Source organism: Phycicoccus endophyticus, assembly GCF_011326735.1.
In the GTDB taxonomy this organism is placed as follows: Bacteria; Actinomycetota; Actinomycetes; order Actinomycetales; family Dermatophilaceae; genus Phycicoccus; species Phycicoccus endophyticus.
This window is the reverse complement of sequence record NZ_JAANCN010000005.1, coordinates 1-23,469: the sequence shown is the minus strand read 5'-3', so window position 1 is coordinate 23,469 and position 23,469 is coordinate 1. Positions and strand designations below refer to the sequence as shown.

Genomic DNA, 23,469 nt, shown 5'->3' with positions numbered 1-23,469 from the left:
GCGCCCTCCTCCCGTGCGCGGACGGTCCGCCCCCTGCCCGGACGGACCGTGAACACCCCACCGTACGTCGCCGGGGTGACATCCACCGAGCCTCGTCCACAGGGTCGCCGCTGCCGGTGCCGGCACCGCCGTCGAGACCACCGTCGGCGGGCGCGCCACGGCGCGCCGGTCAGCGCGGCAGCTCGAGGCCGACGGTCGTCCCCGCCCCCGGGGGAGAGTCCACGGTGACCCGCCCGCCGTGCGCCCGGGCCACGGCGTCGACGACGGCGAGCCCGAGGCCGGAGCCACCGCTGCCCGAGGAGCGCGATCGGTCGACCCGGTAGAACCGCTCGAGCACGTGCGGCAGGTGCTCGGGCGGGATGCCGGGACCGGCGTCGCTGACCTCGACCCGCACCCACCCCGGGCGCACGAGCACCCGCAGGGCCACCGGGGTCCCCCCAGGGGTGTGCCGGACGGCGTTCGAGGTCAGGCCGACGAGGGCCTGGGTGACCCGGTCGCGGTCGGCGGTGACGAGGAGGCTCTCGGGTGCCTCGAGGGTCACCGTCCGGTCCGGCGCGACGACCCGCAGGTCGGAGACGACGTCGTGGAGGACCTCGGCGAGGTCGACGGCCTCGCGGCGCAGCGCGTCCGGCGACTCGAGCCCGGTGAGGTCGAGCAGGCCGTCGACGAGCCGGCGCATCCGGGCCGCCTCCTGGCCGATGCGGCGCATCGCGTCGTCGACCTCGGCGCGCCCCTCCTCGTCGAGTGGTCCGGGCGACCTCCCGGCGTGCAGCGCCGCGTAGCCCCCGACCGTCGTCAGCGGCGTCCGCAGCTCGTGGGAGGCGTCGGCGACGAAGCGGCGCATCCGCTCGTTGGTCGCCTGCGTCGTGGCGACCATCGTGGTGAGGGCCTCCCCGAGGCGCGCCGCCTCGGTCCCGGGCGGACCGGGAGGGACGTGCGCCCCCGGGTCGCCGGCGGTGATCGCGTCGGCCGCGCGGGTCATCTGGGCGATGGGCCGCAGCCCGAGCCGGTCGACCCACCACAGCAGGAGCCCGACGAAGCCCGCCACGCCGAGCCCGGCGACGCTCAAGGTGGCCGCCAGGCGCCGGGTCGCGGCATCCGCCGAGGTCGTCGGGACGGCGATCACCGCCTGGGTGCCCCCCATCCCGAGCGTCGTCGTCACGACCCGGACGCGGTGTGCCCGACCGGAGGTGGTCGGCCGGCCCTGCGGTTCGGCGATCTGTTCGCCGGCCGCGACGGCGGGGACGAGCTCGGGGTCGGAGTCCGGAGCGACGACGGTCGTCAGCTGGCCGCTCGCCGACATCCGGCCGACGTAGACCTCGCCGAGTGAGGCCGACGCCAGGCCGCCCCCCGGGCGCTGCGAGGCGAGCATCATCGCGCGGGGGCTGCCGGCGAGCGCCTCGAGCTCGGCGTCCAGGCGGCTCACGAGGAAGGCCCGCTGGACGAGCACCACCACGACCCCGGTGAGGACCGAGAGCACGGCGAGGACGGCGACGGCGACGACGAGCCGCCGGCGCAGCGTCATCCGGGCTCCCGGACGGTGTAGCCGACGCCCCGGACGGTGTGGATGAGCTTGGGCTCGACGCCGTCGACCTTCTTGCGCAGCGTCGAGACGAAGGACTCGATGATCGCCGTCTCGCCGGCGAAGTCGTACTGCCAGACGTGGTCGAGGATCTGTGCCCGGGTGACGACCCGGCCGGCGTTGGTCAGCAGGATGCGCAGCAGGCTGAACTCGGTCGCCGTGAGGTGCACCTCGGTCTCGCCGCGCCAGACCCGGTGCTGGTCCTCGTCGAGGACGAGGTCGTGCACCTGGTGTCGGGCGGTCGGCGCGGCCTGCGTGCCCGCCCGGCGCAGGGCGACGTGGACCCGGGCGACGAGCTCCTCGAGCGCGAACGGCTTGGTGATGTAGTCGTCGCCGCCGCTCGTCAGCCCCCGGACCCGGTCGGCCGTGTCGCCACGGGCGGTGAGGAAGAGCACCGGTGCCAGGCAGCCGCCGGCGCGCAGCCGGCGCAGCACCTCGAAGCCGTCCAGGTCGGGCAGCATGACGTCGAGGACGACGACCTGCGGCCGGACGCGGGCGGCCAGCTCGAGGGCCTCCCCGCCGGTCGCCGCGGCCTCCACCGTCAACCCGGCCAGCCGCAGCGCCGAGGAGACGAGGTAGCTGATGTTCTCCTCGTCGTCGACGACGAGGACGGTCGGGGAGCTCGTCCCGGGGGTCTGCGCCACGACCTCCACGGTGCCACGGGGGGCAGCCACCTGGCTGGAGGGAACCTGGAGACTTCCTGCAGGCCCGGGTCTCCAGCCGGTCTCCAGGATCGGGCGTGGTGGTCGCGAGGGTCGGGCGGCAGCGTGGGTCTCGTCAGCCACCCAGGCCGTCACCGAAGGAGCCACCGATGCCTCGTCTACGCACCGTCCTCGTCACCACCACCGCCGGCGCGGCCGCCGCAGTCGCCGGCGTCGCCGTCGCCACGACCTCGAGCGCCGCACCGGCCGCCGTCGCGGCGGTCGACGCGCTCACCGCGGACACCACCACCGGCCACGGGATGCGGGGGTTCGGCGCCGCGCACCACGGCGGTCACGGGTGGTGGGGCGACCTGAGCGACGAGCAGCGCCAGTGCCTCGAGGACGCCGAGATCACCCGTCCGATGGGTCCGCTCGACGCCGACGAGCGCGAGGCCCTGCTCGACCAGGTCACCGACGCCGCCGACGCCTGCGGGGTCGAGCTGCCCTTCGCCACGGCCCGTGCCGCGTGGAGCGCCCTGACCGACGAGCAGCGTCAGTGCCTCGAGGACGCCGAGATCACCCGCCCGATGGGTCCGCTCGACGCCGACGAGCGCGAGGCCCTGCGCGACCAGGTACGCGCGGCCGCGCAGGAGTGCGGTGTCCAGCTGCCCGAGGGCATGGGTCGGTTCGCGCCCTCGTCCACCTGAGGGTCGCCGGCGTCAGCCGGTCACGTACCGGTCGGCCACGGCCAGCGCCCGGTCGAGGATGTCCAGGCCCTCGGTGAGCTCCTCGGCGCTCGTCGTGCACGGCGGCACGACGTGCAGCCGGTTGAAGTGGGTCATCGGCCACAGCCCCTCGGCCTTGCACGCGGCCATGAGCTCGGCCATCGGCGCGGCGGCGTCGCCGCTCGCGTTGTACGGCACGAGCGCCTCGTGGGTCGTCGTGTCCTTGACGAGGTCGAGCGCCCAGAACATCCCGAGGCCGCGGGCCTCGCCGACCGAGGGGTGGTCGGCGGCCAGCTGCGCCAGCCGGGGGCCGATGACGGTGTCGGCCATCGTGCGGACGTGCTCGAGGATGCCCTCCTCCTCGAAGATCCGCATCGAGGCGACCGCCGAGGCGCACGCCAGCGGATGCCCGGAGTAGGTGAGCCCTCCCGGGTAGGGCCGCTCGGCGAAGGTCGCGGCGACGGCCTCGGAGAGGATGACCCCGCCGAGGGGTACGTACCCGGAGTTGACCCCCTTGGCGAAGCACACCAGGTCGGGCGTGACGCCCCAGCGGTCGACGGCGAACCACTCCCCGCACCGACCGAAGCCGGCCATCACCTCGTCGGCGATGTAGAGGATGCCGTGCTCGTCGCAGATCTCTCGGACGCCGGCGAGGTAGCCGTCCGGCGGCACGAGGATGCCGTTGGTCCCGACGACCGTCTCGAGCATGACGGCCGCGATGGTCTGCGGCCCCTCGACCATGACCGTGTCGCGCAGGTGCTGCAGGGCGCGCTCGCACTCCTCCTCGACCGAGGTCGAGTGGAACGCCGAGCGGAACGGGTAGGGGCCCCAGAAGTGGACGAACCCCGGGGCGCCGGGCTCGGAGGCCCACCGGCGCGGCTCGCCCGTCGCGAGGATGGAGCCGGCGGTCGCCCCGTGGTAGCTGCGGTAGGTCGTGAGGATCTTGTGCCGGCCGGTGTGCAGCCGGGCCATCCGCATCGCGTTCTCGGTGGCCTCGGCGCCGCCGTTGGTGAAGAAGACCTTCTCCAGGCCCTCCGGCGCCCGCTCGGCGATCATCCGGGCGGCCTCGGAGCGGGACTCGTCGGCGAAGCTCGGGGCGATGGTGCACTGGCGGGCCGCGGCCTCCTGGATGGCCGCGACGAGCTTGGGGTGCTGGTAGCCGATGTTGACGTTGACCAGCTGGCTGGCGAAGTCGAGGTAGCGCTTGCCCTCGAAGTCCCAGAAGTAGGAGCCGGAGGCGGCCGCGATGGGCATCGGCGCGATCTTGGCCTGCGCGGACCAGGAGTGGAAGACGTGCGCGCGGTCGTCGGCGGCGACGCGCGCCCCGGCCTCGGGGTCGGGGTGCACCATGGGCGGGGCGAGCTCGGTCATCGGGGGCCCTTTCGAGGTCGGCCGGGGTCAGCCCGGCAGGGTGAAGATCGTGCGGTGCCAGGCCTTGTGGGCCTCGCCGGTGATGTCGTGCATGACGTGCTTGACGGCGGTGTAGTCCTCGAAGGAGTAGGCCGACATGTCCTTGCCGAACCCGGAGGACTTGTACCCGCCGTGCGGCATCTCGCTGATGATCGGGATGTGGTCGTTGACCCACACGCAGCCGGCGGCGATCTCCCGGCCGGCCCGCCCGGCGCGGTAGGTGTCGCGGGTCCAGGCCGAGGCGGCCAGCCCGAACTCGGTGTCGTTGGCCAGCCGGATCGCCTCGTCGTCCTCGTCGAAGGGGACGACGGCGAGCACCGGGCCGAACACCTCGTCGGTCCACAGCTCCGAGCCCAGCGGGACGTCGGTGACGAGGGTCGGCGCGTAGTAGCTGCCCCGGGCCAGCTCGCCGGTGGGGGCGGCGCCTCCGCAGACCACGGTCGCGTAGCCGCGGGCGCGCTCGACCATCCCGGCGACCTTGGCCTGGTGCGCGCGCGAGGACAGCGGGCCGAGGTCGGTCGCCTCGTCCGCGGTGGGGCCGATCCGCACCTGGGCGTAGAGGTCGGCGACGCCGCGGACGAACTCCTCGAGCACCGAGCGGTGGACGATGGCGCGGGCCGCGGCGGTGCAGTCCTGGCCGGCGTTGATCAGGGTCGCGGCGACGGCTCCATGGACGGCGGCCTCGAGGTCGGCGTCGTCGAACACGACGAAGGGAGCCTTGCCGCCGAGCTCGAGATGGACCCGCTTGCCGGTCGCCGCGGCGGTGGCCATGACGCGACGGCCCACGGCGGTCGAGCCGGTGAACGAGGTCATCGCGACGTCGCGGTGGGCGACGAGGTGCTCGCCGGCGACCGGGCCGGAGCCGGTGACGACGTTGACGACGCCGGGGGGCGCGCCGGCCTCGGTGAACGCCTCGGCGAACGGCAGCGCGCTCAGGGGCGTGATCTCGGCCGGCTTGAGCACGATGGTGTTGCCCGCGGCGACCGCCGGCAGCACCTTCCAGGCCGCCATCTGCAGCGGGTAGTTCCACGGGGCGATCGACCCGACGACCCCGACGGGCTCGCGGCGGATCGAGGAGGTGTGCTCGCCGGAGTACTCGCCGCTGGCCAGGCCGTCCAGCCGGCGGGCGGCGCCGGCGAAGAACGCGGTGTTGTCGACCGTGCCCGGTACGTCGAACTCCCGGGCGAGGCGGATGGGCTTGCCGGCCTGGCGCGACTCCAGCCGGGCGAGGTCCTCGGCCCGCTCATCGAGGAGGGCGGCGGCCCTCGCGAGCACCGTCGAGCGCTCGAGCGGGGTGGCCCGCGACCACTCCTCGAAGGCGTCGCGGGCTGCGGCCACCGCCGCGTCGACGTCGTCGGGCCCGGCGAGCGTCACCGTCTCGAGGGTCTCGTCGGTGCTCGGGTCGAGGACCTCGAGGCTCTCCCCGGTGGAGGCGGCGCGGCGCTCACCGCCGATGTACTGGTGCATGGCTGCGAGCATACGGCGCGCTGCGTGCTGCCGAAAGAGCGGCAGATCCGGCTGCCGGCGACGGAATCCGTGGCAGCCGCCGCTCCCGGCGCCGGGCTCAGTGCTGGTAGGTGCCGTGGATGACGGCCCGGGCCAGCGTCGAGAAGGCGAGGGAGAAGGAGACCGCGGCGGGGGAGGCGTCGGCGTCGACCCCGAGGGTCGGCTCGGAGACGGCGTGCACCGCGAGGTAGTACCGGTGGGGCATGTCGCCCTCGGGTGGCGCCGCGCCCGTGAAGCCGCGCTCGCCGCCGTCGTTGCGGACGTGGAAGGCACCGCCGGGCAGGTCCGTGGAGGCCGCGCCGGCCGGCAGCGAGGTGACCTCGGCCGGCAGGTCGACCAGCACCCAGTGCCAGAACCCGGAGGGCGTCGGTGCGTCCGGGTCGAACATCGTCACGACGTAGCTGCGGGTGCCCTCGGGGGCACCGCTCCAGGACAGCTGCGGGGAGGTGTTGCCGAGGGCCGCGACCTGGTCGTCCTTCAGGGGCGCGCCGTCGGTGACGTCGTCGCTCGTCAGGGTGAACGAGGGCACCGCGGGGAGCAGGGTGTAGGGGTCGGGGGCGACCGGGCGGTCCAGGCTCATCGTCATCCTCCTGCGTCGGTGGGGGTGGACGTCGTGGGTCCAACCTAACCGCGGGTGCGCGACGACGGGGCCGGACGCACACGGGGCGCCGACCGGGTGGTCGGCGCCCCGTGGCGTGTGGCGGGTGGTCAGCCGTTGACGGCGCGCTTGAGCTGCGCGGCGGCCTTGAAGCCGACCGAGGTCGACGCGGCGATCTGGATCTCCTCGCCGGTCTGCGGGTTGCGGCCGGTGCGGGCGGCGCGCTCGCGGGTCTCGAAGTTGCCGAACCCGGCGATCTTCACGTCCTCACCCTTCGCGAGCGAGGCCGAGATGGCGTCGAACGCGGTGTTCAGGACCTCCTCCGCGGCGCTGGCCGAGAGGTCGGTCTTCCCGGCGACGGCCTGGGCGAGTTCCTTCTTCGTCATGGTGGTGCTCTCCTTCGTTGCGGACCTTCCTCCGGGAAACCTAGCAAGAACGCGGCCTTTCGGCGCACGCCGGCCCGGCGCGTCGTGCCGGCCTCCGCCGCCCATACCCTGCCCGGTAGGCTCGTCGGGAACGGGCTCTCGAGCCGTGAGGAGGCTCCCATGACCATGCCGGAGCGGGCGTCGGAGGCGGTCCTCGTGTGCCTGCCGGTCGGACCGGGACGCACCGTGGGGCACAGCTGGGGCAAGGCCGAGCGGGTCGCCCTCGCGAGCGTGCGCGACGGCGCGGTCCTCACCTGGGACGAGCGCGACGTCGGCTGGGACCGCTCGCACGACGCCGGCACCCACGGCAGCCACCACGCGCGCATCGTCCGCTTCCTGCGTGAGCACGCGGTCGAGGCGGTCGCGGCGTCGCACATGGGCCCGCCGATGGAGCACACCCTCGAGCGGCTGGGCGTGGCCGTGCTGCTCGGCGTGGACGGCGACGGCGAGGCCGCCGCGGTCTCGGCCGCCGCCCGCGTCCGCGCCGGAGGGGCCCCGGCCCGGTAGCCCGCCCGGCGTCAGGCCAGGCCGACCTCCTCGGCGGTGGTGAAGTCGTCGTCGACCGCCACCGCCCGACGCCCGGCGGCGTCGAGGATGCTCGCGACGACCGAGGCCCGGTAGCCGCTGACGCAGTGGACCCACACCTCACCCTCGGGCACCTCGTCGAGGCGGTCGAGGACCTCGTGGATGGGGATGTTCAGCGCTCCGGCGACGTGTCCGTCGGCGTACTCCGGCTCGCGCCGGACGTCGAGCACCGTGACCCGGCGGTGGTGGAGCACGTCGGCGAGGTCGGCGAAGGTGGCTCGGGGGAGCGTGGCGAGCTCTCCGTCGGTCCACTCCCGGGGGTGGCCCGAGGCGCCGCCCGCGATCTCGTCGACGCCGATCCGGGCCAGCTCGCGCTGGGCCTCGGCGACCTGCTCCGGGGTCTCCCCGAGGAGGGTGATCCGGCTCCCCCAGGGCATGAGCCAGCCCACGTAGGTGGAGAACTGGCCGTCGATGCCGACGTTGAAGGTCCCCGGGACGAACCCGGCGGCGAAGGTCTTGCGGTTGCGCAGGTCGACGACCCACTCGCCGGCCTCGACCCGACGCCGGATCTCGGCCGCGTCCGCCGGCGCCGGGGGCTCGAGGTCCGGGGCGTGCGGGCCGGCGAGGTTGGCCGGCCCCATGTGGGCGTAGTAGGCGGGGTAGGCGTCCAGGCCGGCGAGCAGGTCGGCGACCCACTCCTCCTCGTCCTGGGTCAGGGCAGGGTTGCTGCGCCGCTCCTGGCCGATCGTGGAGGCGGTCGCCTCGGACTGGGTCGCCGAGCAGAAGCTGCCGAAGCCGTGCGTCGGGTAGACCTGCGTGTGGTCCCCGAGCCGCTCGGCGAGCCGGTGGGCCGACGCGTACTGGGCGTGCACGAGGGAGTGGGTGTGCTCGGGCCCGAGCAGGTCCGGGCGGCCGGTCGAGCCGAAGAGCAGCGACCCGCCGGTGAAGACCGCGAGGTCCTGCCCGTGCGAGGACAGCGCGTACGAGAGATGGGTGAAGGTGTGCCCGGGGGTGGCGATGGCGGTCAGGGTCATCGCCGGGGAGACCTCGATGACGTCCCCGTCCCGGGTGGGGACCCGCTCGTAGGCCACCGGGTCCTCGGCGCCGACGTGGTAGGCGGCACCGACCTCCTGGGCGAGGGCGAGGCCGCCGGTCACGTAGTCGTTGTGGATGTGCGTCTCGACGACGTGCGTGATCCGCACGCCCTCGCGCGCGGCGAGCGCGGTGACCCGGTCGTAGTCGCGCTGGGGGTCGACGACGAGGGCGACCTCGCCGTCGTGCGCGAGGTAGCTGCGGTCACCGAGGGACGGGGTCTCGACGGGGATGATCTCGACCATCGCGGGTGTTCTCCTCCTGGTCGGGTGGTGAGTGGAATATACCCATAGGGGTATCATGTTGCCACCCGTGGAAGCACGCAGCACTCCCCGAACATTCCCAAGGAGCTGACATGGCCACCGTGAACCTCACGGCCGACACCTTCGAGAAGACCGTCACCGACGGCGGCATCGTGCTCGTCGACTGGTGGGCCTCGTGGTGCGGCCCGTGCCGCCAGTTCGCGCCGACCTACGAGAAGTCCAGCGAGCAGCACGAGGACGTCGTCTTCGGCAAGGTCGACACCGAGGCCGAGCAGTCCCTGGCCGGCGCCGCGCAGATCACCTCGATCCCGACGCTCATGGGCTTCCGCGACGGCATCCTCGTCTTCCGCCAGGCGGGCGCCCTGCCTCCGGCCGCGCTCGAGCAGGTCGTCGACGGCATCAAGGGCCTGGACATGGACGAGGTCCGGGCCCAGGTCGCCGCGCAGTCCTCGAGCTCGAGCTGACGGCGTCGGTGGTGGCGGAATCATACCCCCTGGGGTATGATTCCGCATCATGACCCGCAGCATCGACATCGCCACGCTCGCCGCCCGCCACGCCGACGGCGCCTTCGTCCTCGACGTCCGGGAGCCGGCGGAGTACGTCCAGGGGCACGTCCCCGGGGCCGTGCTCGCGCCGCTGTCGCGCGTGACCACCGTCCTCGGCTCCCTGCCGAAGGACCGTCCCGTCCACGTCATCTGCCAGAGCGGCAACCGCAGCCGCGCCGTCGTCGACCTGCTCACCGGGCTCGGCTACGACGCGCAGAACGTCGAGGGCGGGACCTCCGCCTGGAGCGCCGCCGGCCGCCCGGTCGTCACCGGGCCGCAGGCCGCCTGAGAGGAGCCGTGCCGTGAGCACAGCGAGCCGTCCCACCGTGGGTACCGCCCCCGGTACCATCGAGCACCTGTCCGCGAACATCCGAGGAGGCGCCACGATGGAGCTCGACCCCACCGAGATGCAAGCCGTCGTCAAGCGGCTCAAGCGTGCCCAGGGCCAGATCGGCGGCATCCTGAAGATGATCGACGAGGGGCGGGAGTGCCAGGACATCGTCACCCAGCTCGCGGCGGTCTCCAAGGCGCTCGACCGCGCCGGCTTCGCCGTCATCGCCCTCGGCCTGCGGCAGTGCATCACCGACCCCGACGCCGGGTCGATGGACGTGGAGTCGATGGAGAAGCTCTTCCTCTCCCTCGCGTGATGGACGCGGCGGCCTGGGACGAGCGCTATGCCGGCGTCGACCTCGTGTGGTCGACGGGGCCGAACGTCTTCGTCGAGGAGGTGGCCGGAGCGCTGCCGCCCGGGCGCGCGCTCGACATCGCCGGCGGTGAGGGGCGCAACGCGCTCTGGCTCGCCGAGCAGGGCTGGGACGCCACGTGCACCGACTTCTCCGACGTCGCGGTGCGGCGGGCCCGGGCGATCGCCGCGTCGCGGCTCGGGGAGGGCGCCGGTGGCTTCCGGGCGCTCGTCGCCGACGCCCTCGAGCCCGCACCCCCGCCGGGCGAGGGCCCGGGCTACGACCTCGTCGTCTTCTCCTACCTCCAGCTGCCCGACGCGCCGTGGCGCACGGCCCTGGCGCGCGGCGTGGAGGCGGCCGTCCCCGGAGGTACCGTCCTCGTCGTCTGCCATGCGGCACGCAACCTCGACGCCGGGACGGGCGGGCCGCAGGACCCCGCCGTCCTCCACGACCCCGACGACGTCGTCGCGGCGGCTGGCGACCTGCCGGTCGAGGTGGTCTCGGCCGAGCTGCGCGAGCGAGCCGTGGAGAGCTCGCAGCGGCCGGCGCTCGACACCGTCGTCGCCCTGCACCGAGTCGCCGTCTAGATACCCCATGGGGTATGCTGTACCCGACCGTCAGACCCGACACCCCGTAGGAGAGTCCCCATGTGCCGAGCCGTGACCTGCCGTCAGTGTGGCAAGACGACGTGGGCCGGATGTGGCCAGCACGTCGACCAGGTGATGCGCGGTGTGCCGACCGCCGACCGCTGCCAGGGCCACGAGGGTGGCTCGGGCTCGGGTGGCTTCCTCGGCCGCATCTTCGGTCGCTGACGCAACCTCACCCCAACCCAACCACCCCACCGAGCCCACCCCCGGCCCCCCGGGGTCCCCGGGTCCAGACCGGGCGTTCCCGAATCGACCAATAGGTCACGTCAGGTACGTCCACCCCTGCGCCGGTGTTCCCGAATCGACCAATAGGTCACGTCAGGTACGTCCACCCCTGCGCCGGTGTTCCCGAATCGACCAATAGGTCACGTCAGGTACGTCCACCCCTGCGCCGGTGTTCCTCGAGTGACCTATTGGTCGATTCAGTAACAGTGGTGCGGCGGTGGGGTCGGGTCGGCATGGGTGGGGTCAGGTCGGGCGGGCGGCGCCCCGGACGAACCAGCCCCACACCCGCACCGGCCCGGGACCGATGTACGCCGCCCGGTCCAGCTCGACCTCGAAGCCGGTCCGCTCGATGACGAGCGGCAGGTCGCGGTCGAGGTGGCACCCGCCGGCCACCCGACCCCAGAGCGGCTGCACCCACCGCTGGGCGCGTTCGGTGCCCCGGTCCGGGGCGCGGGAGTGCTCCACGAAGAGCAGCGAGCCCCCCGGCCGCAGTACCCGCCGCACCTCCGCGAGGGCACGACCCACGTCGGGCACGGTGCACAGCGCCCACGCCGCCGTCACGGTGTCGACCGAGCCGTCCGGCAGGGCCGTGAGGTCGGCGGCGTCCCGTGCGGTGCGCTCGACCGGCCGGCCGAAGGCCGCGATGCGCCCGGCCGCGAGCTCCCACGCGAGCTGCGAGGGCTCGGCGGCCAGGACCCGGGTGACCGCCGCGGGGTAGTGCTCGAGGTTGGGCCCGGAGCCGAACCCGACGTCGAGGACGACGCCGCGGGCCTCGGCGCACATGGGGCGCCGCCAGCGGTCGACGTCGGTGCCCTGGCACGTGCGGTGGGTCAGCCGCGGGAGGGCGCGCTCCTCCCACCATCGGCGTGTTCCCACGGGCCCAGTGTGCGCCACCGGGTCACCGGCGCCCACCGCTCAGTGGTGTCCCTTGAGGACCATCCGCACGATGCGCGCGTTGAACGACGCGAACCGCAGCGCCTGCAGCGGCAGGTTGCGCCGGCGCCGCAGCGTCGAGGCGGTGGGCAGCGGCGCCGACGACAGGTCGGCAACGGGCTCGCGGGGGTCGGTGGTCTCGTCCATAGCTCTCACTCCGGGATGAGGTGCCAGCCGAGCCGGCCCTTGGCCTTGTGGAGGAACAGGTGGTGCAGCATGAGCTTGACCCAGTGGCCGGCCAGCCCCAGCTCACCGCGGGTGTCGGCGAGGTCGCGCCCCGTCGGGTAGCGGGCGTAGTCCGGCACGACGGGCATCATCGTCATCGCCGCCGCCGACCCGGTGCGCAGCCCGGTCCCGGCCGACGCCACGCACGCCGCGCCCATCCGCGCCATCGAGGCCTCGTGCGCCGGCGCGTCCCGCCCGTGCCGGATCCGGTCGACGATGGTCAGCGCGGCCGTCTTGCCCATGACCCCCGAGGGCATCCCCGTCCGGGGTGGTGACGGCGTGATGACGGTGCCGTTGGGGCTCGTCCGCGGCCGAGAGATCTGGTGCGGCGGGGCGAAGGCGATCCCGACGGCGAAGACGTTGTCGTAGCCGGGTGCGAGGTAGGTGCGCGGCCAGTCGTCGCCGCGCCACTGCTCGTAGGGCTTGGGGGTGTAGTCCGCGTCGACCCGCATGAACCCGCTCGGCGCGAAGAGCCGGTCGGTGATGTCCGCGCCGTCCCGGTCGTAGGCCGCGAGCGGGACGCCGCCGAAGGGGGGCAGGAGCATCCCGAAGTCGAACGCGAGCTCGTGCATCTGCCCGTCGAGCGTCTCGTAGTGCACGACGCCCGGGGTGACCCGGTGGACGTGGGCGCCGAGGACGGCCTCGACGCCGCGCTCGCGGAAGAGGCTGGCCGTCCACAGCTGCGAGGTGGTCTGGAAGCCGCGCTCGGTGAACGTCATCCCGTCGACGCCGAAGTCGCCGAGCGTCGCCTCGTTGCTCAGGTAGACGAGGCGGGCGAGGTCGCGGACACCGGCGGCGCGCAGCTCGTGGTCGACGTTGAAGACGTACTCGAAGGCCGCACCCTCGCACGTGCACGTGCCGTGGCCCATGCCGACGACGAGGGTCTGACGCTCGCCGGCGCGCATCCGCTCGATGACCGTCTGCAGGTGCGCTGCCGCGTCGACCGCGTGGTCGGCCGTGCACACCGAGACCGTGTGCCCGCCGTCCGGGCCGAGCCCCTCGGTCATCCCGAAGCGCAGCTGGGGGCCGGTGGCGTTGACGAGGTAGTCGTAGCGGATGCGCGTCTCCTCGCCCTCGCGCCCCGGGCCGGTGTGTACGATGTCGACCGCGCCGCGCTCGCTCTCGGCGTCGCCCTCGGGGCGCACCGCGACGGCCTTGGCCTGGACGAACCGGATGCCCTTGCGGCGGTAGACCGGCTCGAGGGGGAAGACCACCTCCTGGCGCGACATCCGCCCCACGCCGACCCAGATGTTGCTCGGGATCCAGTTCCAGCGGGAGTTGGGGGACACGACCGTGACGGTGTGGCCCTTGGGGAGCAGCCGGCTCAGGTGCAGCGCGGCCGTGTGGCCCGCGACGCCGGCGCCGAGGACGACGACATCGGCCATGGCACGTCTCCTTCGACGATCGGGTGGTGCCACCGACTGTATACCCAGGCGGGTATGTCTCACCATGATCCAGATCACTGGACAAATACCCCACCCGGTATAGACTGGGTGAGTCCGGCCGGACCCGCGGCGCCGGGTCGGGTGGTCTACCCGGCGCCGCACCCGGACCCTGCCGCCGGCCCCGGAGGTGCCCGTGAGCCGCCCCCGCGTCCTCCTCGTCGGCGACCTCGAGGCCACCCGGCTGGTCTGCACCCTGCTCACCGAGGACGGCACCGACGTCGTCCACCTGCTCGACCCCGACGAGCCCGCCCTGCGCGCAGCCCTCACCGAGCCCGTCGAGGGTGTCGCCGTCGTCGTCCGGGGCGACCTGCTCGCCCTGCGCTTCGCCCTCCTGGCCGAGCACCTGCAGCCCGGCGTGCCGATCGTCGTGACGATCTTCGACCGCACCCTCGGGACGCACCTCGCGCAGGTCGTCCCGCACTGCACGGTGACCTCGCCCGCGGACGTCGCGGCACCGGCCGTCGTCGCGGCGTGCGTGCGGCCCGAGGCCCTGGCGCTCCTGCCCACCCCCGAGGGGCTCGCCGAGCTCGTCGACTCTCCCGACGGTGCCCGGCTGCGGCGGCCTCGGCCCGAGCCGGAGGCCTGGGCGCGCCGGCTCGGCCGGTGGGCCGCGCGCTGGGTGCCGCACCGCTACGGCGGTGGCGAGGGCATCCTCCTGCTGGGGCTCGGCGGCCTGGCCGCGACGGTGGCGATGGAGTGGGCGCTCGCGGCGTCCGTGCTCCACGAGGGGGTGCTCGAGGCGTTCTACTCGACGGCCCGGCTCGTCGCTACGACCGGCCCGGCCGCGGCGGTCGACCACGGCGCGCCGGGCTGGTACCTCGTCGTCTCGGGGGTGCTCATGCTCGTCGGGATCGCGGTGACCGGCGCCCTCGTCGCCGGGCTCGTGGAGTGGATCGTCGGTGCCCGGACGGCGGCACTCGTCGGCCCGCGCCGTGTTCCCGTCCGGAGCCACGTCGTCGTCGCCGGGCTGGGCCAGGTCGGGCTGCGGGTGGCCCAGCTGCTGCGCGAGCTGCGGGTCCCCGTCGTCGTCGTCGAGCGGGTCGCCCGACCGGACACCCTCGCCCTGGCGCGCGAGAGCGGGCTGCCGGTCGTCGTCGGCGACGCCAGCGCTCGTGCGGTCCTCACCCGGGTCGGCGTGCGACGGGCCCGGGCGGTCGCGGCGATGGGCTCCCAGGACCTCGACAACATCGCCGTCGCGATCAACGCGCTCGCGCTCGCGCCGGGGGTGCGCACGGTGCTGCGGGCCGGCGAGGGAGTGGCCGTGACCGAGACGACCTCGCTGTTCCGGATCGGGCGGGTCAGCGATGTCGGGGTGATGACGGCAGCCTGGGTCTGCGCCTCGGTGCGGGGCCGGACCCCTGCGGCAGCGTGGACCGAGGGGCACCGGGTGGGTGTCCTCGACGCCGACGGCGACGTGCGACGCCCGGTCCCGGAGCACTGTCGGTGCCACCCTTGACGGAGTACCCCCGGGGGTATAGTTTTGAGTCGTTCCAGATAACAGAGGAGCCCCGACGGGCTCGGAAGGAGTGTCGTGATGAGCCAGACCCTCGAGGAGAGGACGGTCACGACGATGCCGCGGATCGGCGACCCGGCGCCGGAGTTCACCGCCGAGACCACGCAGGGGCCGATCAGCTTCCCCGGCGACTACGCCGGCCGGTGGGTCATCCTCTTCTCCCACCCGGCGGACTTCACCCCGGTGTGCACGACGGAGTTCATGACCTTCGCCTCGATGCAGGAGGAGTTCGCCGCGTACAACACCGCGCTCGTCGGCCTGTCGGTCGACGGCCTCTACAGCCACATCGCCTGGCTGCGCACCATCCAGGACAAGATGGTCTTCCGCGACATGAAGGGCGTCGAGGTCACCTTCCCGCTCATCGACGACGTGTCGATGGAGGTCGCGACGAAGTACGGGATGATCATGCCGGGCGAGGCCGCCACGCAGGCCGTCCGGGCGGTGTTCGTCATCGACCCCAAGGGCGTCATCCGCACGATCGTCTACTACCCGCTCAGCCTCGGGCGCAACTTCGACGAGCTGCTGCGGGTCGTCAAGGGCCTGCAGACCGCCGACGCCTTCAACGTCGCCACCCCGGCCGACTGGCGACCGGGTGAGCGGGTCATCGTCCCCACGGCGGGCTCCTGCGGGACGGCCAAGGACCGGATGGACGGCGCGGAGGAGGGCGTCGAGTGCGTCGACTGGTTCTTCTGCACCAAGGAGCTGCCGGCGGAGGACGTCGAGTCGGCGATCCGCACCGGGGCGTGAGCCCCGAGACGTCCACCGGCGCCGAGGGGTCGCTCGCGCCGGTGGGGGAGCGGTCCCTGGCGCACCTGCCGGTGACCCTGTTCTCCTCGGTGATGGGCCTGAGGGGCGTCGCGCTCGCGTGGCGCCGCGCCTCCCGGGTCTGGGAGGTCCCCGAGTGGCCCGCGCTCGGCTTCCTCGCCCTGGCCGCCGCGGCCTTCGTCGTCATCGGCGTCGCCTACGCGGTCAAGTGGGCGCGCTTCCCTCGGGCCGCCGTGGCCGAGCTGCGGCATCCGGTCCGGATGACCTTCGCCCCGACGGTGACGATCTCGCTGCTCGTCCTGGCCACGGCCGGCCAGGACGTGGTCCCCGCGCTAGCGTCGGCCCTGTGGTGGGTCGGCGCCGTCGGCCACCTCGTCGCGACGACCGCGGTCATCAGCGCCTGGTTCGGGCGGGTCGACATCGTGCACACGACGGTGACGCCGGCGTGGTTCATCCCGGTCGTCGGCAACGTCGTCACGCCACTGGCCGCCCGCGAGGTGGGCTCGCTCGAGCTCGGCTGGTTCGCGTTCGGGGTGGGGGTCGTCTTCTGGGTCGGGCTGCTGCCGCTGCTCCTGCAGCGCGTCCTGCTCCACGACGCCGGGCTGCCGGGCAGGCTCCTGCCGACGATCGCGATCTTCGTGGCGCCGCCCGCGGTGGCGATGCTCTCGTGGCAGGCGCTGACCGGGACCAGCGGTGGGCCGGTGGCACACATCCTCTACGCGGCGGCGATGGCCTTCGTCGCGATCCTGCTCGCCCAGGCCGGCCGCCTGCGGCGGGTGCCCTTCGCCCTGCCGTACTGGGCCTACACCTTCCCCCTCGGGGCGGCCTCGGCAGCGGCGGTGGCGATGGCCGGGGCGCGGCCGCAGGCGACGTACGACGTCGTGGCGTGGGTGCTGCTCGGCGGCACGACGCTCCTCGTGCTCGTCGTCGGCGGCCTGACGCTGCGCGCGGTCGCACACCGGCAGATCTGCCTGCCGGAGTGAGGAGCCGGCGATGACCAGGGCCTCGGTACCGGCGCTGCGCGGCGACGGCCTGCCCGCGTGGCGCCGGGTGCTGGCCGTCGTGGCGCACCCCGACGACGAGTCCTTCGGGCTCGGGGCGCTGCTCGACGCGTTCGTCCGCTCCGGCGCGGAGGTCTCGGTGCTGTGCCTGACCCACGGCGAGGCCTCGACGCTCGGCGGGCCCGACGGTGGCCTCGCGGCGGTCCGTGAGGGTGAGCTGCGCGCGGCCGCCGAGGTCCTCGGCATCCGCCACACGGCGCTGCGCGACCACCCGGACGGCGGGCTCGCCTCGCTCGATCGGCTCCGGCTGGCCGAGGAGGTCGCGCAGGAGGCCGGGCGGACCCGGGCCGAGGGCCTGCTCGTCTTCGACCCGCTCGCCGGGGTCACCGGGCATCCCGACCACGAGGCGGCCTCGCGGGCGGCGATGCTCGCCGGTGAGGAGCGGGGCCTGCCGGTCGTCGGCTGGGCGCTGCCCGAGGCGGTGGCCGCCGCCCTGCGCGCGGAGACCGGCGCGGGGTTCGCGGGCCACCCGCTCGAGAACCTGCACGCGGTGGAGGTCGACCGGACCCGCCAGCTGGCGGCGGTGCGCTGCCACGCCAGCCAGGCCGTGCCCGGCAGCGTGCTGTGGCGTCGGCTGGAGCTGCTCGGCGACGCGGAGTACCTCCGCCGGCTCGTCGCGTCGACCGGGCCGGCCGCCGGCACGGCGTGACCGCACGCCGGGCCCGTCCCACCGGCAGGGGTCAGCGGGTGGGGTCGATCAGCACCATGCCGCGCGAGGGTGACGTGCCCATCGCCGTGAGCAGCCGGCCGGCCTCGGCCAGGCCCACCGGCCCACCGGGTGCCAGCAGCCCGGGCAGGTCGACGTGCCCGGCCGCCACGTCGGCGAGCAGCCCGGCGTAGTCGGCGGCCGCCATCCCGTGGCTGCCGAGCACGTCGAGCTCCCAGGCGATGACGCGGTCCATCGGCAGCTCGACGGATCCGGCGGCGCCGGGCAGGAGCCCGACCTGCACGTGCCGGCCCCGACGGCGCAGCGACCGGATGCCGGCACGGCAGGCCTGTGGTGAGCCCACCGCCTCGAGGGCCACGTGCACCCCTGCGCCCGACCACGACCGGACGGCGGCCTCGATCTCCTCGGCTGTCCCCGAGCCCTCGAGGGTCAGCTCGGCGCCGAGCCCGGCGGCCCGCTCGCGCGCTCCCGGGTCGGGGTCGACCGCGCACACCCGCGCGCCCCGGGCGACGGCCAGGGCGGTGGCCGCCAGCCCGACCCCGCCGCAGCCGAGGACGAGCACGCGCTCGTCCCGGGCGACCCGCCCGCGGGCGGTCACCGCCCGGTGGGCCGTGGCGACCCGGCACCCGAGGCCGGCGGCGCTCTCGGGCGCCACGGCGTCCGGCAGGGCGACGAGGTTGGTGTCGGCGGCGTGCACGACCACCAGCTCGGCGAAGCAGCCCGGGTCGGAGAAGCCGGGCTGGCGCTGCTCCGGGCAGACCTGCCCGTCGCCGGCCACGCACGTCGGGCACCGGCCGCAGGCCAGGACGAAGGGAGCGGTCACCGATCGGCCGAGCCACGAGCTGGCGACCCCCTCGCCCACCTGCTCGACGACACCCGCGAGCTCGTGCCCGGGGACGTGCGGGAAGGCGGCGATGTCGTCGTCGTGGCCCATCCACCCGTGCCAGTCGCTGCGGCACAGGCCGGCGGCGACGACGCGCACGAGCGCCCCTCCCGGCGGGGTCACGGGGTCGGGCAGCTCGGTCACCCGCGGCGCGGAGCCGAAGGCGTCGTAGACGAGGGCACGCACCGGGCCAGCCTGCCACGGCGGCCCCGGGCGAGCGGCCCCACGGCCCGCGACCCGGGGCTAGGGTCGGACGGGTGTCCACCGCCGACCGCCTCCTCGAGCTCGCGGGGCAGGGCTGGGTCCAGCTGACCGAGCTGGCGGCCGCCCTCCTGCTCTCCCTCGCCATCGGCTTCGAGCGCCAGGTGCAGCAGAAGTCGGCGGGGCTGCGGACCTACACGCTCGTCGGGCTCGGCTCGGCGCTGTGGGTCCTCGTGAGCAAGTACGGGTTCTCCGACATCGTCGGCGGCAGCGTCTCGTACGACCCCTCACGGGTGGCCGCCGGCATCGTCAGCGGCCTCGGGTTCATCGGCGCCGGGGTGATCTTCATGCGGCGCGACACCGTCCGAGGCCTGACGACGGCCGCGAGCATCTGGCTGACCTCCGCCGTCGGCGCCGCCGCGGGCGCCGGGCTGGTCCTCCTCGCGACCGCGACGACCCTGGCCTACTTCCTGCTCATGTACGGCATCCGGCCCCTGGGGCGGCTCGCGGCGCGCTTCCGCCCGCACGTCTTCACCGTCCGGATCCTCTACGAGGACGGGCGGGGGCTCTTGCGCGACATCATCGACGCCGTGACCGGTGCCGGGCTCTCGGTGGAGGAGCTGCGCAGCGGGCGCCGCACGGACGACGCGGGGGCGGCGCTCGTCGAGGTCGTGCTCGTCCTCGCCGGGACGGTCGACCTCGCGCGGCTCACCTCGCGGCTCGACGAGATGGCGGGCATCCGGGGGGTGCGCACCGGGGACGCGCTCGACGAGTGAGGGACCGCGGCCCCGGGGCGCGGGCGGGCCCGGAGACCACGACGGCGACGGAGCAGGACCGGGGTCTCCACTCCGCCGCCGTCTGTCCGGGGCGCTCGGCCCACGTGCGCACGCGGGTTGCGAGTGAGCGAAGTCAACTCCAGCCTGCCGCGCGCGTCAAGGACGGGTTCGACAGCGAACGGCCCCGGCGGGAGGGGGGATCCGCCGGGGCCGCACGTCGGCGCGGTCAGGCCGAGGCGTGTGCCTGGTCCCAGGCCGCATACCCGCCGATGACGTCGGAGACGTCCGAGAAGCCCTGTGCGCGAAGCACGCTGGCCCCGACCGAGCTGCGCCACCCACCGGCGCAGTAGAGCAGGACCGGGTGGCTCGGGTCGAGCTCGCTGCTGCGGCGAGCCAGCTCGGCGAGCGCGATGTGCCGGGCGCCCGGGATGCCGCCGGACTCCAGCTCACCCGCGTTGCGGATGTCGACGACCTGCACGGCGGGCCGGGCCACCGCCTCGGCCGCCTCGGTGACGGTGAGCCGGCTGGCCCGGCGGACGTGGTCGGCGTGCGTGAGGAGGTAGCCCTCGAGGTCGGCGACGTAGCCGACGACGTGGTCGTAGCCGATCCGCGCGAAGCGGGTCGCGACCTCCTGCTCCTGGCCCTCCGGTGCGATGACGACGATGCGCTGCTCGGGGGCGAACACCATCCCGACCGTCTCGGCCATCCGGCCGTCGACGGGGACGTTGACCGCGCCCTCGAGATGGGCGGCCGCGAACTCCTGCGGGTCGCGGGCGTCGTGGACCACGGCTCCCGCGGCGATGGCGGCGTCGACGTCCTCCGGGCCGAGCGCGGGGACGCTGGTGTCGAGGTCGCGCACGTCGCGCTCGCGCCGGTTGAGGATGGCGTTGTAGACGAAGTACTCCGGCGCGCTCGGCTGCCCGGCGGTGACGACGGCGAGGAACTCCTCCTCGCTCATCGGCTGGCAGGCGTAGTTGAGACGGCGCTGCTCGCCGATCGTCGACTGCTTCTCCGTCGAGAGGTTCTTGCCGCACGCCGAGCCCGCGCCGTGGGCGGGGAAGACGCGGACCGCGTCGTCGAGGCCCATGAGCCGGTGCTGCACCGAGTCGTAGAGCATCCGGCCGAGCTCCTCGGCGGTGACGCCGATCGAGGCGAGCAGGTCGGGCCGCCCGACGTCGCCGATGAACAGGGCGTCGCCGGTGAGCACGCCGTAGGCGACCTCGTCGTCGGCGTGCTCGTAGACGAGCACGGAGATCGACTCCGGGGTGTGCCCCGGGGTCGCCATGATCTCGAGGGTCACGTCGCCGAGCGAGATCCGCTCGCCGTCGGCCAGGGAGCGGACCTCGAAGTCGGCCTGGGCGGCCTCGCCGTAGCCGATCCAGGCGCCGGTCTCCCGGGCCAGCTCGAGGTGGCCGGAGACGAAGTCGGCGTGGAAGTGGGTGTTGACGACGCCGACGATGGTCAGCCCGCGGGCGCGGGCGTCCTCGACGTACTCGGCGACGTCGCGGCGCGGGTCGACGACCACCGCCTGGCCGGTCGTCTCGTCGCCGACGAGGTAGGCGGCCTGGGAGAGGCAGTCGAGGTAGTACTGGGTGAAGATCATCGGGTCCTCCAGGATGGGGCCGGACGGTCCGGCTGCGGTCTCTGCAAATACCCTAGGGGGTATGTGTCGGCGACGCAACCCGCCGCCGTGGAGGAGGGCGCCCCGGAGCGCCGGGACCGGCCCGCGGACCGGGCGGCGCCGCGCGAGGTGAACGTCGGGTGACGAGCGGCACTGCGTCTTCCGCGTGGCCGGCCGACTGGCTTGGATGGGGACATGGCCCAGAAGATGAACCTGCGCGAGTACATCGACACCCTGCGGACCGAGGGGTACACGGTGCAGGGCGGCAAGGGCGAGGACCCGGTGCTCATCGCGCCCGACGGCCAGGCGGTGGAGACCTGGCGCCAGGACTACCCCTACGACGAGCTGCTCGACCGGGACCGCTACGAGGACGAGAAGTACCTCCTGCAGATCGAGCTGCTGAAGTTCCAGTACTGGAGCCAGGACGTCGGCGCCAAGCACGTCATCGTCTTCGAGGGGCGGGACGCCGCCGGCAAGGGCGGGACGATCAAGCGCTTCATCGAGCACCTCAACCCGCGGGCCGCCCGCGTCGTCGCCCTGACCACGCCGACCGAGACCGAGCGAGGGCAGTGGTACTTCCAGCGCTACGTCGAGCACCTGCCGACGGCCGGGGAGATCGTCCTGTTCGACCGGTCCTGGTACAACCGGGCCGGGGTCGAGCGGGTCATGGGCTTCTGCACCGACACCGAGTACGCGACCTTCATGCGCCAGGCGCCGCTGCTCGAGCGGATGCTCATCGAGCAGGGCATGACGGTGACCAAGCTGTGGTTCTCGGTGACCCAGGACGAGCAGCGCACCCGCTTCGCGATCCGCCAGATCGACCCCGTCCGCCGGTGGAAGCTCTCGCCGATGGACCTGGAGAGCCTCGACCGGTGGGAGGAGTACACCGCGGCGAAGGAGGCGATGTTCGAGCACACGGACAAGAAGTACGCGCCGTGGACGACCGTGAAGAGCAACGACAAGAAGCGCGGCCGGCTCAACGCGATGCGGGCCTTCCTCCACCAGTTCGACTACGAGGGCAAGGACCCCTCGGTCGTCTTCGCGCCCGACCCGAAGATCGTCGGTCGCGCCAAGCACACCGGCGGCGACTGACCGCCGCGGCGGTCACCCGCCGTCAGGGGGCCGGTGCCGCGGGCACGAGGACCCCGCCGAGGACGAGCCGCCGCCGCAGGTCCTCCGGGAGAGAGCCCGGCGGGCGCTCGCCACCGAGCACGTCGGCGACGAGTGCGGCCTCGTCCTCGGCCAGCTCGAGCCGCCCGAGGCGGGTGACGAGGGTGGCGCCGACCCAGCGGGCCGACAGGCCCGCCCGCACCCGCCAGGGCAGCTCGGCCGGTGCCGCGGCGGCGGCGTGCTGGGCGAGCACGTCGAGCGGTTCGGCTCGTGCGGCGGAGCGCGCGCGCCGGGCGAGGACGGCGGCGAGCTCGTCGTCCTCGACGTCGTCCAGCGCCGCGAGGATGCTCTCGTGCAGGGCCGCCCGTGCCGTGGCCGTGGTCGCGGCGTCGAGGGGGTCGACCCCCAGCGGCAGCGCCTCACGCAGCGCGGGGTCGGTGTCGAGCCGCCGGGAGACGGCGTTCAGCAGGTCCTCGGCCAGGGTGCGGCGGGTCCACACGTGGACGCCGTAGGTCAGGTGGATGCTCGTGCCCCCGAGGGCGGTCGCGGAGTGCAGCCACCCCCGGGGCAGGTAGAGGCAGTCACCGGGCCCGAGGACGGTGTCGACGACGGCCTCGGCCGCGGCCGCCTCCCGGACGGCCTCGCGCCGGTCGGTCCACGGCTGGTTGCGCAGGGGCCACTCGAGCACGGGGGGCCGGACCCGCCAGTGCTTCTCGCCTTCCACCTGCACGACGAAGACGTCGTGGACGTCGTAGTGGTCGTCGAACCCCTGGTTCTGCGGTGGGGTGACGTAGGCGTTGACCTGGACGGGGTGGCCGAGGTCTCGTGCGAGGGCGCGGGCGCTGGCCGAGACCGGAGCCCACGAGCGGTGCAGTGCCTGCAGGACGATGGTGGCGCCGTCGGCGAACAGCCGCAGCACCTTGTCCTCGCTCACCTGGTCAGCGACCGCCGCGCCGACCCCTCCGCCGAGGGTGAACTCCCGCGCGTCGAGGGGGGCGCCGTCCTTGGCCATCCGCAGGAACGGCGTCCGCAGCGCACGGCGGGCCAGCAGCTCGTCGACGGCTGCCGACCCGAACCCGTGCCCGGGGCACGGGAGGTCGGCCGCCCGGCTGAGCAGCGGTCGGCGGCCCCAGTGCTCCTCGGCGAACGTGGCGGCGCAGGTCGCGGCGAACGAGGCGAGCCCCTGCCCGGCACCCTCGGGGGTGCCGGGCACGGGCCCGCCCGGGGCGCTCGCGCTCACGCCGAGGCGTCCGCCCCGCCGTCGGCTCCGCCGTCGTGCTCGCCGGGGATGCCGGGCTCGCCGGCGCCGCTGTCGGCCGGGCCCTCGGCGCCGCCGTCGGCTCCGCCGTCGTGCTCGCCCGGAGTGCCGGGCTCGCCGGCGCCGCTGTCGGCCGGGCCCTCG

The 23,469-nt window shown here is 74.3% G+C and carries 26 protein-coding genes; 13 read left to right on the top strand and 13 right to left on the bottom strand.

Features of this window, described 5'->3' with window-relative positions; genetic code table 11:
* Positions 1 to 169 precede the first annotated feature (169 nt).
* Both G8D98_RS07110 and G8D98_RS07105 read right to left on the bottom strand, forming a co-directional pair.
* Positions 170 to 1,525 carry a sensor histidine kinase gene (locus tag G8D98_RS07110; RefSeq protein ID WP_166101001.1) on the bottom strand — a complete coding sequence of 452 codons (1,356 nt, stop codon included), beginning with the start codon at positions 1,523 to 1,525 and terminating at the stop codon, positions 170 to 172.
* Positions 1,522 to 2,226: a response regulator transcription factor gene (locus G8D98_RS07105; protein WP_166100998.1), complete on the bottom strand. Its 705-nt coding sequence runs from the start codon at positions 2,224 to 2,226 to the stop codon at positions 1,522 to 1,524. The genes G8D98_RS07110 and G8D98_RS07105 overlap by 4 nt, the downstream gene beginning before the upstream one ends.
* A gap of 167 nt (positions 2,227 to 2,393) precedes the next feature.
* Here G8D98_RS07105 and G8D98_RS07100 point away from each other — a divergent pair, with 167 nt between their 5' ends.
* Positions 2,394 to 2,930, top strand: a complete 537-nt coding sequence (locus G8D98_RS07100) for a hypothetical protein (RefSeq protein WP_166100996.1) — start codon at positions 2,394 to 2,396, stop codon at positions 2,928 to 2,930.
* Positions 2,931 to 2,942: 12 nt separating this feature from the next.
* Here the strand turns inward: G8D98_RS07100 and G8D98_RS07095 are convergent, their stop codons facing one another.
* From G8D98_RS07095 to G8D98_RS07080, 4 genes are all read right to left on the bottom strand, one after another.
* The gene (locus G8D98_RS07095; RefSeq protein WP_166100993.1) at positions 2,943 to 4,319 is read right to left on the bottom strand and encodes an aspartate aminotransferase family protein; all 1,377 of its coding nucleotides are present in this window, start codon (positions 4,317 to 4,319) and stop codon (positions 2,943 to 2,945) included.
* 27 nt (positions 4,320 to 4,346) lie between these two features.
* Entirely contained in the window at positions 4,347 to 5,825 is a 1,479-nt protein-coding gene (locus G8D98_RS07090) for a gamma-aminobutyraldehyde dehydrogenase (RefSeq protein ID WP_166100990.1), read from the bottom strand.
* A 97-nt stretch (positions 5,826 to 5,922) separates the two neighbouring features.
* Positions 5,923 to 6,444 carry a YbhB/YbcL family Raf kinase inhibitor-like protein gene (locus tag G8D98_RS07085; protein WP_166100987.1) on the bottom strand — a complete coding sequence of 174 codons (522 nt, stop codon included), beginning with the start codon at positions 6,442 to 6,444 and terminating at the stop codon, positions 5,923 to 5,925.
* Positions 6,445 to 6,572: 128 nt separating this feature from the next.
* A complete protein-coding gene (locus G8D98_RS07080) occupies positions 6,573 to 6,848 on the bottom strand; it encodes an HU family DNA-binding protein (protein ID WP_166100985.1) in 276 nt (91 codons plus the stop codon).
* A 159-nt stretch (positions 6,849 to 7,007) separates the two neighbouring features.
* Between G8D98_RS07080 and G8D98_RS07075 the strand changes: the two genes are divergently transcribed.
* Positions 7,008 to 7,394, top strand: a complete 387-nt coding sequence (locus G8D98_RS07075) for a NifB/NifX family molybdenum-iron cluster-binding protein (protein ID WP_205859719.1) — start codon at positions 7,008 to 7,010, stop codon at positions 7,392 to 7,394.
* 11 nt (positions 7,395 to 7,405) lie between these two features.
* Here G8D98_RS07075 and G8D98_RS07070 read toward each other — a convergent pair whose 3' ends face one another.
* Positions 7,406 to 8,749: an MBL fold metallo-hydrolase gene (locus G8D98_RS07070; RefSeq protein ID WP_166100983.1), complete on the bottom strand. Its 1,344-nt coding sequence runs from the start codon at positions 8,747 to 8,749 to the stop codon at positions 7,406 to 7,408.
* A 110-nt stretch (positions 8,750 to 8,859) separates the two neighbouring features.
* Here G8D98_RS07070 and trxA point away from each other — a divergent pair, with 110 nt between their 5' ends.
* The 5 genes from trxA (at position 8,860) to G8D98_RS07045 (ending at position 10,807) form a co-directional block, all read left to right on the top strand.
* Complete coding sequence (gene trxA / locus G8D98_RS07065) at positions 8,860 to 9,231, top strand: thioredoxin (RefSeq protein ID WP_166100981.1); 372 nt, start codon at positions 8,860 to 8,862, stop codon at positions 9,229 to 9,231.
* Between the two features lie 49 nt (positions 9,232 to 9,280).
* A complete protein-coding gene (locus tag G8D98_RS07060) occupies positions 9,281 to 9,601 on the top strand; it encodes a rhodanese-like domain-containing protein (RefSeq protein ID WP_166100979.1) in 321 nt (106 codons plus the stop codon).
* A 97-nt stretch (positions 9,602 to 9,698) separates the two neighbouring features.
* Positions 9,699 to 9,959 carry a metal-sensitive transcriptional regulator gene (locus tag G8D98_RS07055; RefSeq protein ID WP_166101454.1) on the top strand — a complete coding sequence of 87 codons (261 nt, stop codon included), beginning with the start codon at positions 9,699 to 9,701 and terminating at the stop codon, positions 9,957 to 9,959.
* Positions 9,959 to 10,582: a methyltransferase domain-containing protein gene (locus G8D98_RS07050; RefSeq protein WP_166100976.1), complete on the top strand. Its 624-nt coding sequence runs from the start codon at positions 9,959 to 9,961 to the stop codon at positions 10,580 to 10,582. Before G8D98_RS07055 ends, G8D98_RS07050 begins: the two co-directional genes overlap by 1 nt.
* A 60-nt stretch (positions 10,583 to 10,642) precedes the next feature.
* Positions 10,643 to 10,807, top strand: coding sequence for a hypothetical protein (locus G8D98_RS07045; RefSeq protein ID WP_166100974.1), 165 nt, complete (start codon positions 10,643 to 10,645; stop codon positions 10,805 to 10,807).
* A 303-nt stretch (positions 10,808 to 11,110) separates the two neighbouring features.
* Here G8D98_RS07045 and G8D98_RS07040 read toward each other — a convergent pair whose 3' ends face one another.
* Genes G8D98_RS07040 through G8D98_RS07030 form a run of 3 tightly spaced genes read right to left on the bottom strand, consistent with a single transcriptional unit; the run spans position 11,111 to position 13,410 of the window.
* Positions 11,111 to 11,743: a class I SAM-dependent methyltransferase gene (locus G8D98_RS07040; protein WP_229661888.1), complete on the bottom strand. Its 633-nt coding sequence runs from the start codon at positions 11,741 to 11,743 to the stop codon at positions 11,111 to 11,113.
* A 39-nt stretch (positions 11,744 to 11,782) separates the two neighbouring features.
* Positions 11,783 to 11,947, bottom strand: coding sequence for a hypothetical protein (locus G8D98_RS07035; protein WP_166100971.1), 165 nt, complete (start codon positions 11,945 to 11,947; stop codon positions 11,783 to 11,785).
* 5 nt (positions 11,948 to 11,952) lie between these two features.
* Positions 11,953 to 13,410 carry an NAD(P)/FAD-dependent oxidoreductase gene (locus tag G8D98_RS07030; protein ID WP_166100969.1) on the bottom strand — a complete coding sequence of 486 codons (1,458 nt, stop codon included), beginning with the start codon at positions 13,408 to 13,410 and terminating at the stop codon, positions 11,953 to 11,955.
* Positions 13,411 to 13,603: 193 nt separating this feature from the next.
* Between G8D98_RS07030 and G8D98_RS07025 the strand changes: the two genes are divergently transcribed.
* From G8D98_RS07025 to G8D98_RS07010, 4 genes are all read left to right on the top strand, one after another.
* The gene (locus tag G8D98_RS07025; protein WP_166100967.1) at positions 13,604 to 14,926 is read left to right on the top strand and encodes an NAD-binding protein; all 1,323 of its coding nucleotides are present in this window, start codon (positions 13,604 to 13,606) and stop codon (positions 14,924 to 14,926) included.
* A 78-nt stretch (positions 14,927 to 15,004) separates the two neighbouring features.
* Positions 15,005 to 15,730 carry a peroxiredoxin gene (locus G8D98_RS07020; RefSeq protein ID WP_205859718.1) on the top strand — a complete coding sequence of 242 codons (726 nt, stop codon included), beginning with the start codon at positions 15,005 to 15,007 and terminating at the stop codon, positions 15,728 to 15,730.
* Complete coding sequence (locus G8D98_RS07015; protein WP_166100964.1) at positions 15,727 to 16,731, top strand: SLAC1 anion channel family protein; 1,005 nt, start codon at positions 15,727 to 15,729, stop codon at positions 16,729 to 16,731. Before G8D98_RS07020 ends, G8D98_RS07015 begins: the two co-directional genes overlap by 4 nt.
* 10 nt (positions 16,732 to 16,741) lie before the next feature.
* Positions 16,742 to 17,458 carry a PIG-L deacetylase family protein gene (locus G8D98_RS07010; protein ID WP_166100961.1) on the top strand — a complete coding sequence of 239 codons (717 nt, stop codon included), beginning with the start codon at positions 16,742 to 16,744 and terminating at the stop codon, positions 17,456 to 17,458.
* 31 nt (positions 17,459 to 17,489) lie between these two features.
* On the opposite strand, the gene G8D98_RS07005 is transcribed toward G8D98_RS07010, so the two are convergent.
* The gene (locus tag G8D98_RS07005; protein WP_166100959.1) at positions 17,490 to 18,545 is read right to left on the bottom strand and encodes an alcohol dehydrogenase catalytic domain-containing protein; all 1,056 of its coding nucleotides are present in this window, start codon (positions 18,543 to 18,545) and stop codon (positions 17,490 to 17,492) included.
* A 71-nt stretch (positions 18,546 to 18,616) separates the two neighbouring features.
* Between G8D98_RS07005 and G8D98_RS07000 the strand changes: the two genes are divergently transcribed.
* The gene (locus G8D98_RS07000; protein WP_166100957.1) at positions 18,617 to 19,336 is read left to right on the top strand and encodes an MgtC/SapB family protein; all 720 of its coding nucleotides are present in this window, start codon (positions 18,617 to 18,619) and stop codon (positions 19,334 to 19,336) included.
* A gap of 226 nt (positions 19,337 to 19,562) precedes the next feature.
* Here G8D98_RS07000 and G8D98_RS06995 read toward each other — a convergent pair whose 3' ends face one another.
* The gene (locus G8D98_RS06995; RefSeq protein WP_166100955.1) at positions 19,563 to 20,939 is read right to left on the bottom strand and encodes an MBL fold metallo-hydrolase; all 1,377 of its coding nucleotides are present in this window, start codon (positions 20,937 to 20,939) and stop codon (positions 19,563 to 19,565) included.
* Between the two features lie 213 nt (positions 20,940 to 21,152).
* Between G8D98_RS06995 and ppk2 the strand changes: the two genes are divergently transcribed.
* Positions 21,153 to 22,049 carry a polyphosphate kinase 2 gene (ppk2, locus tag G8D98_RS06990; protein WP_166100953.1) on the top strand — a complete coding sequence of 299 codons (897 nt, stop codon included), beginning with the start codon at positions 21,153 to 21,155 and terminating at the stop codon, positions 22,047 to 22,049.
* A gap of 22 nt (positions 22,050 to 22,071) precedes the next feature.
* Here the strand turns inward: ppk2 and G8D98_RS06985 are convergent, their stop codons facing one another.
* Positions 22,072 to 23,307, bottom strand: coding sequence for a cupin domain-containing protein (locus tag G8D98_RS06985; RefSeq protein ID WP_166100950.1), 1,236 nt, complete (start codon positions 23,305 to 23,307; stop codon positions 22,072 to 22,074).
* Positions 23,308 to 23,469: the final 162 nt, after the last annotated feature.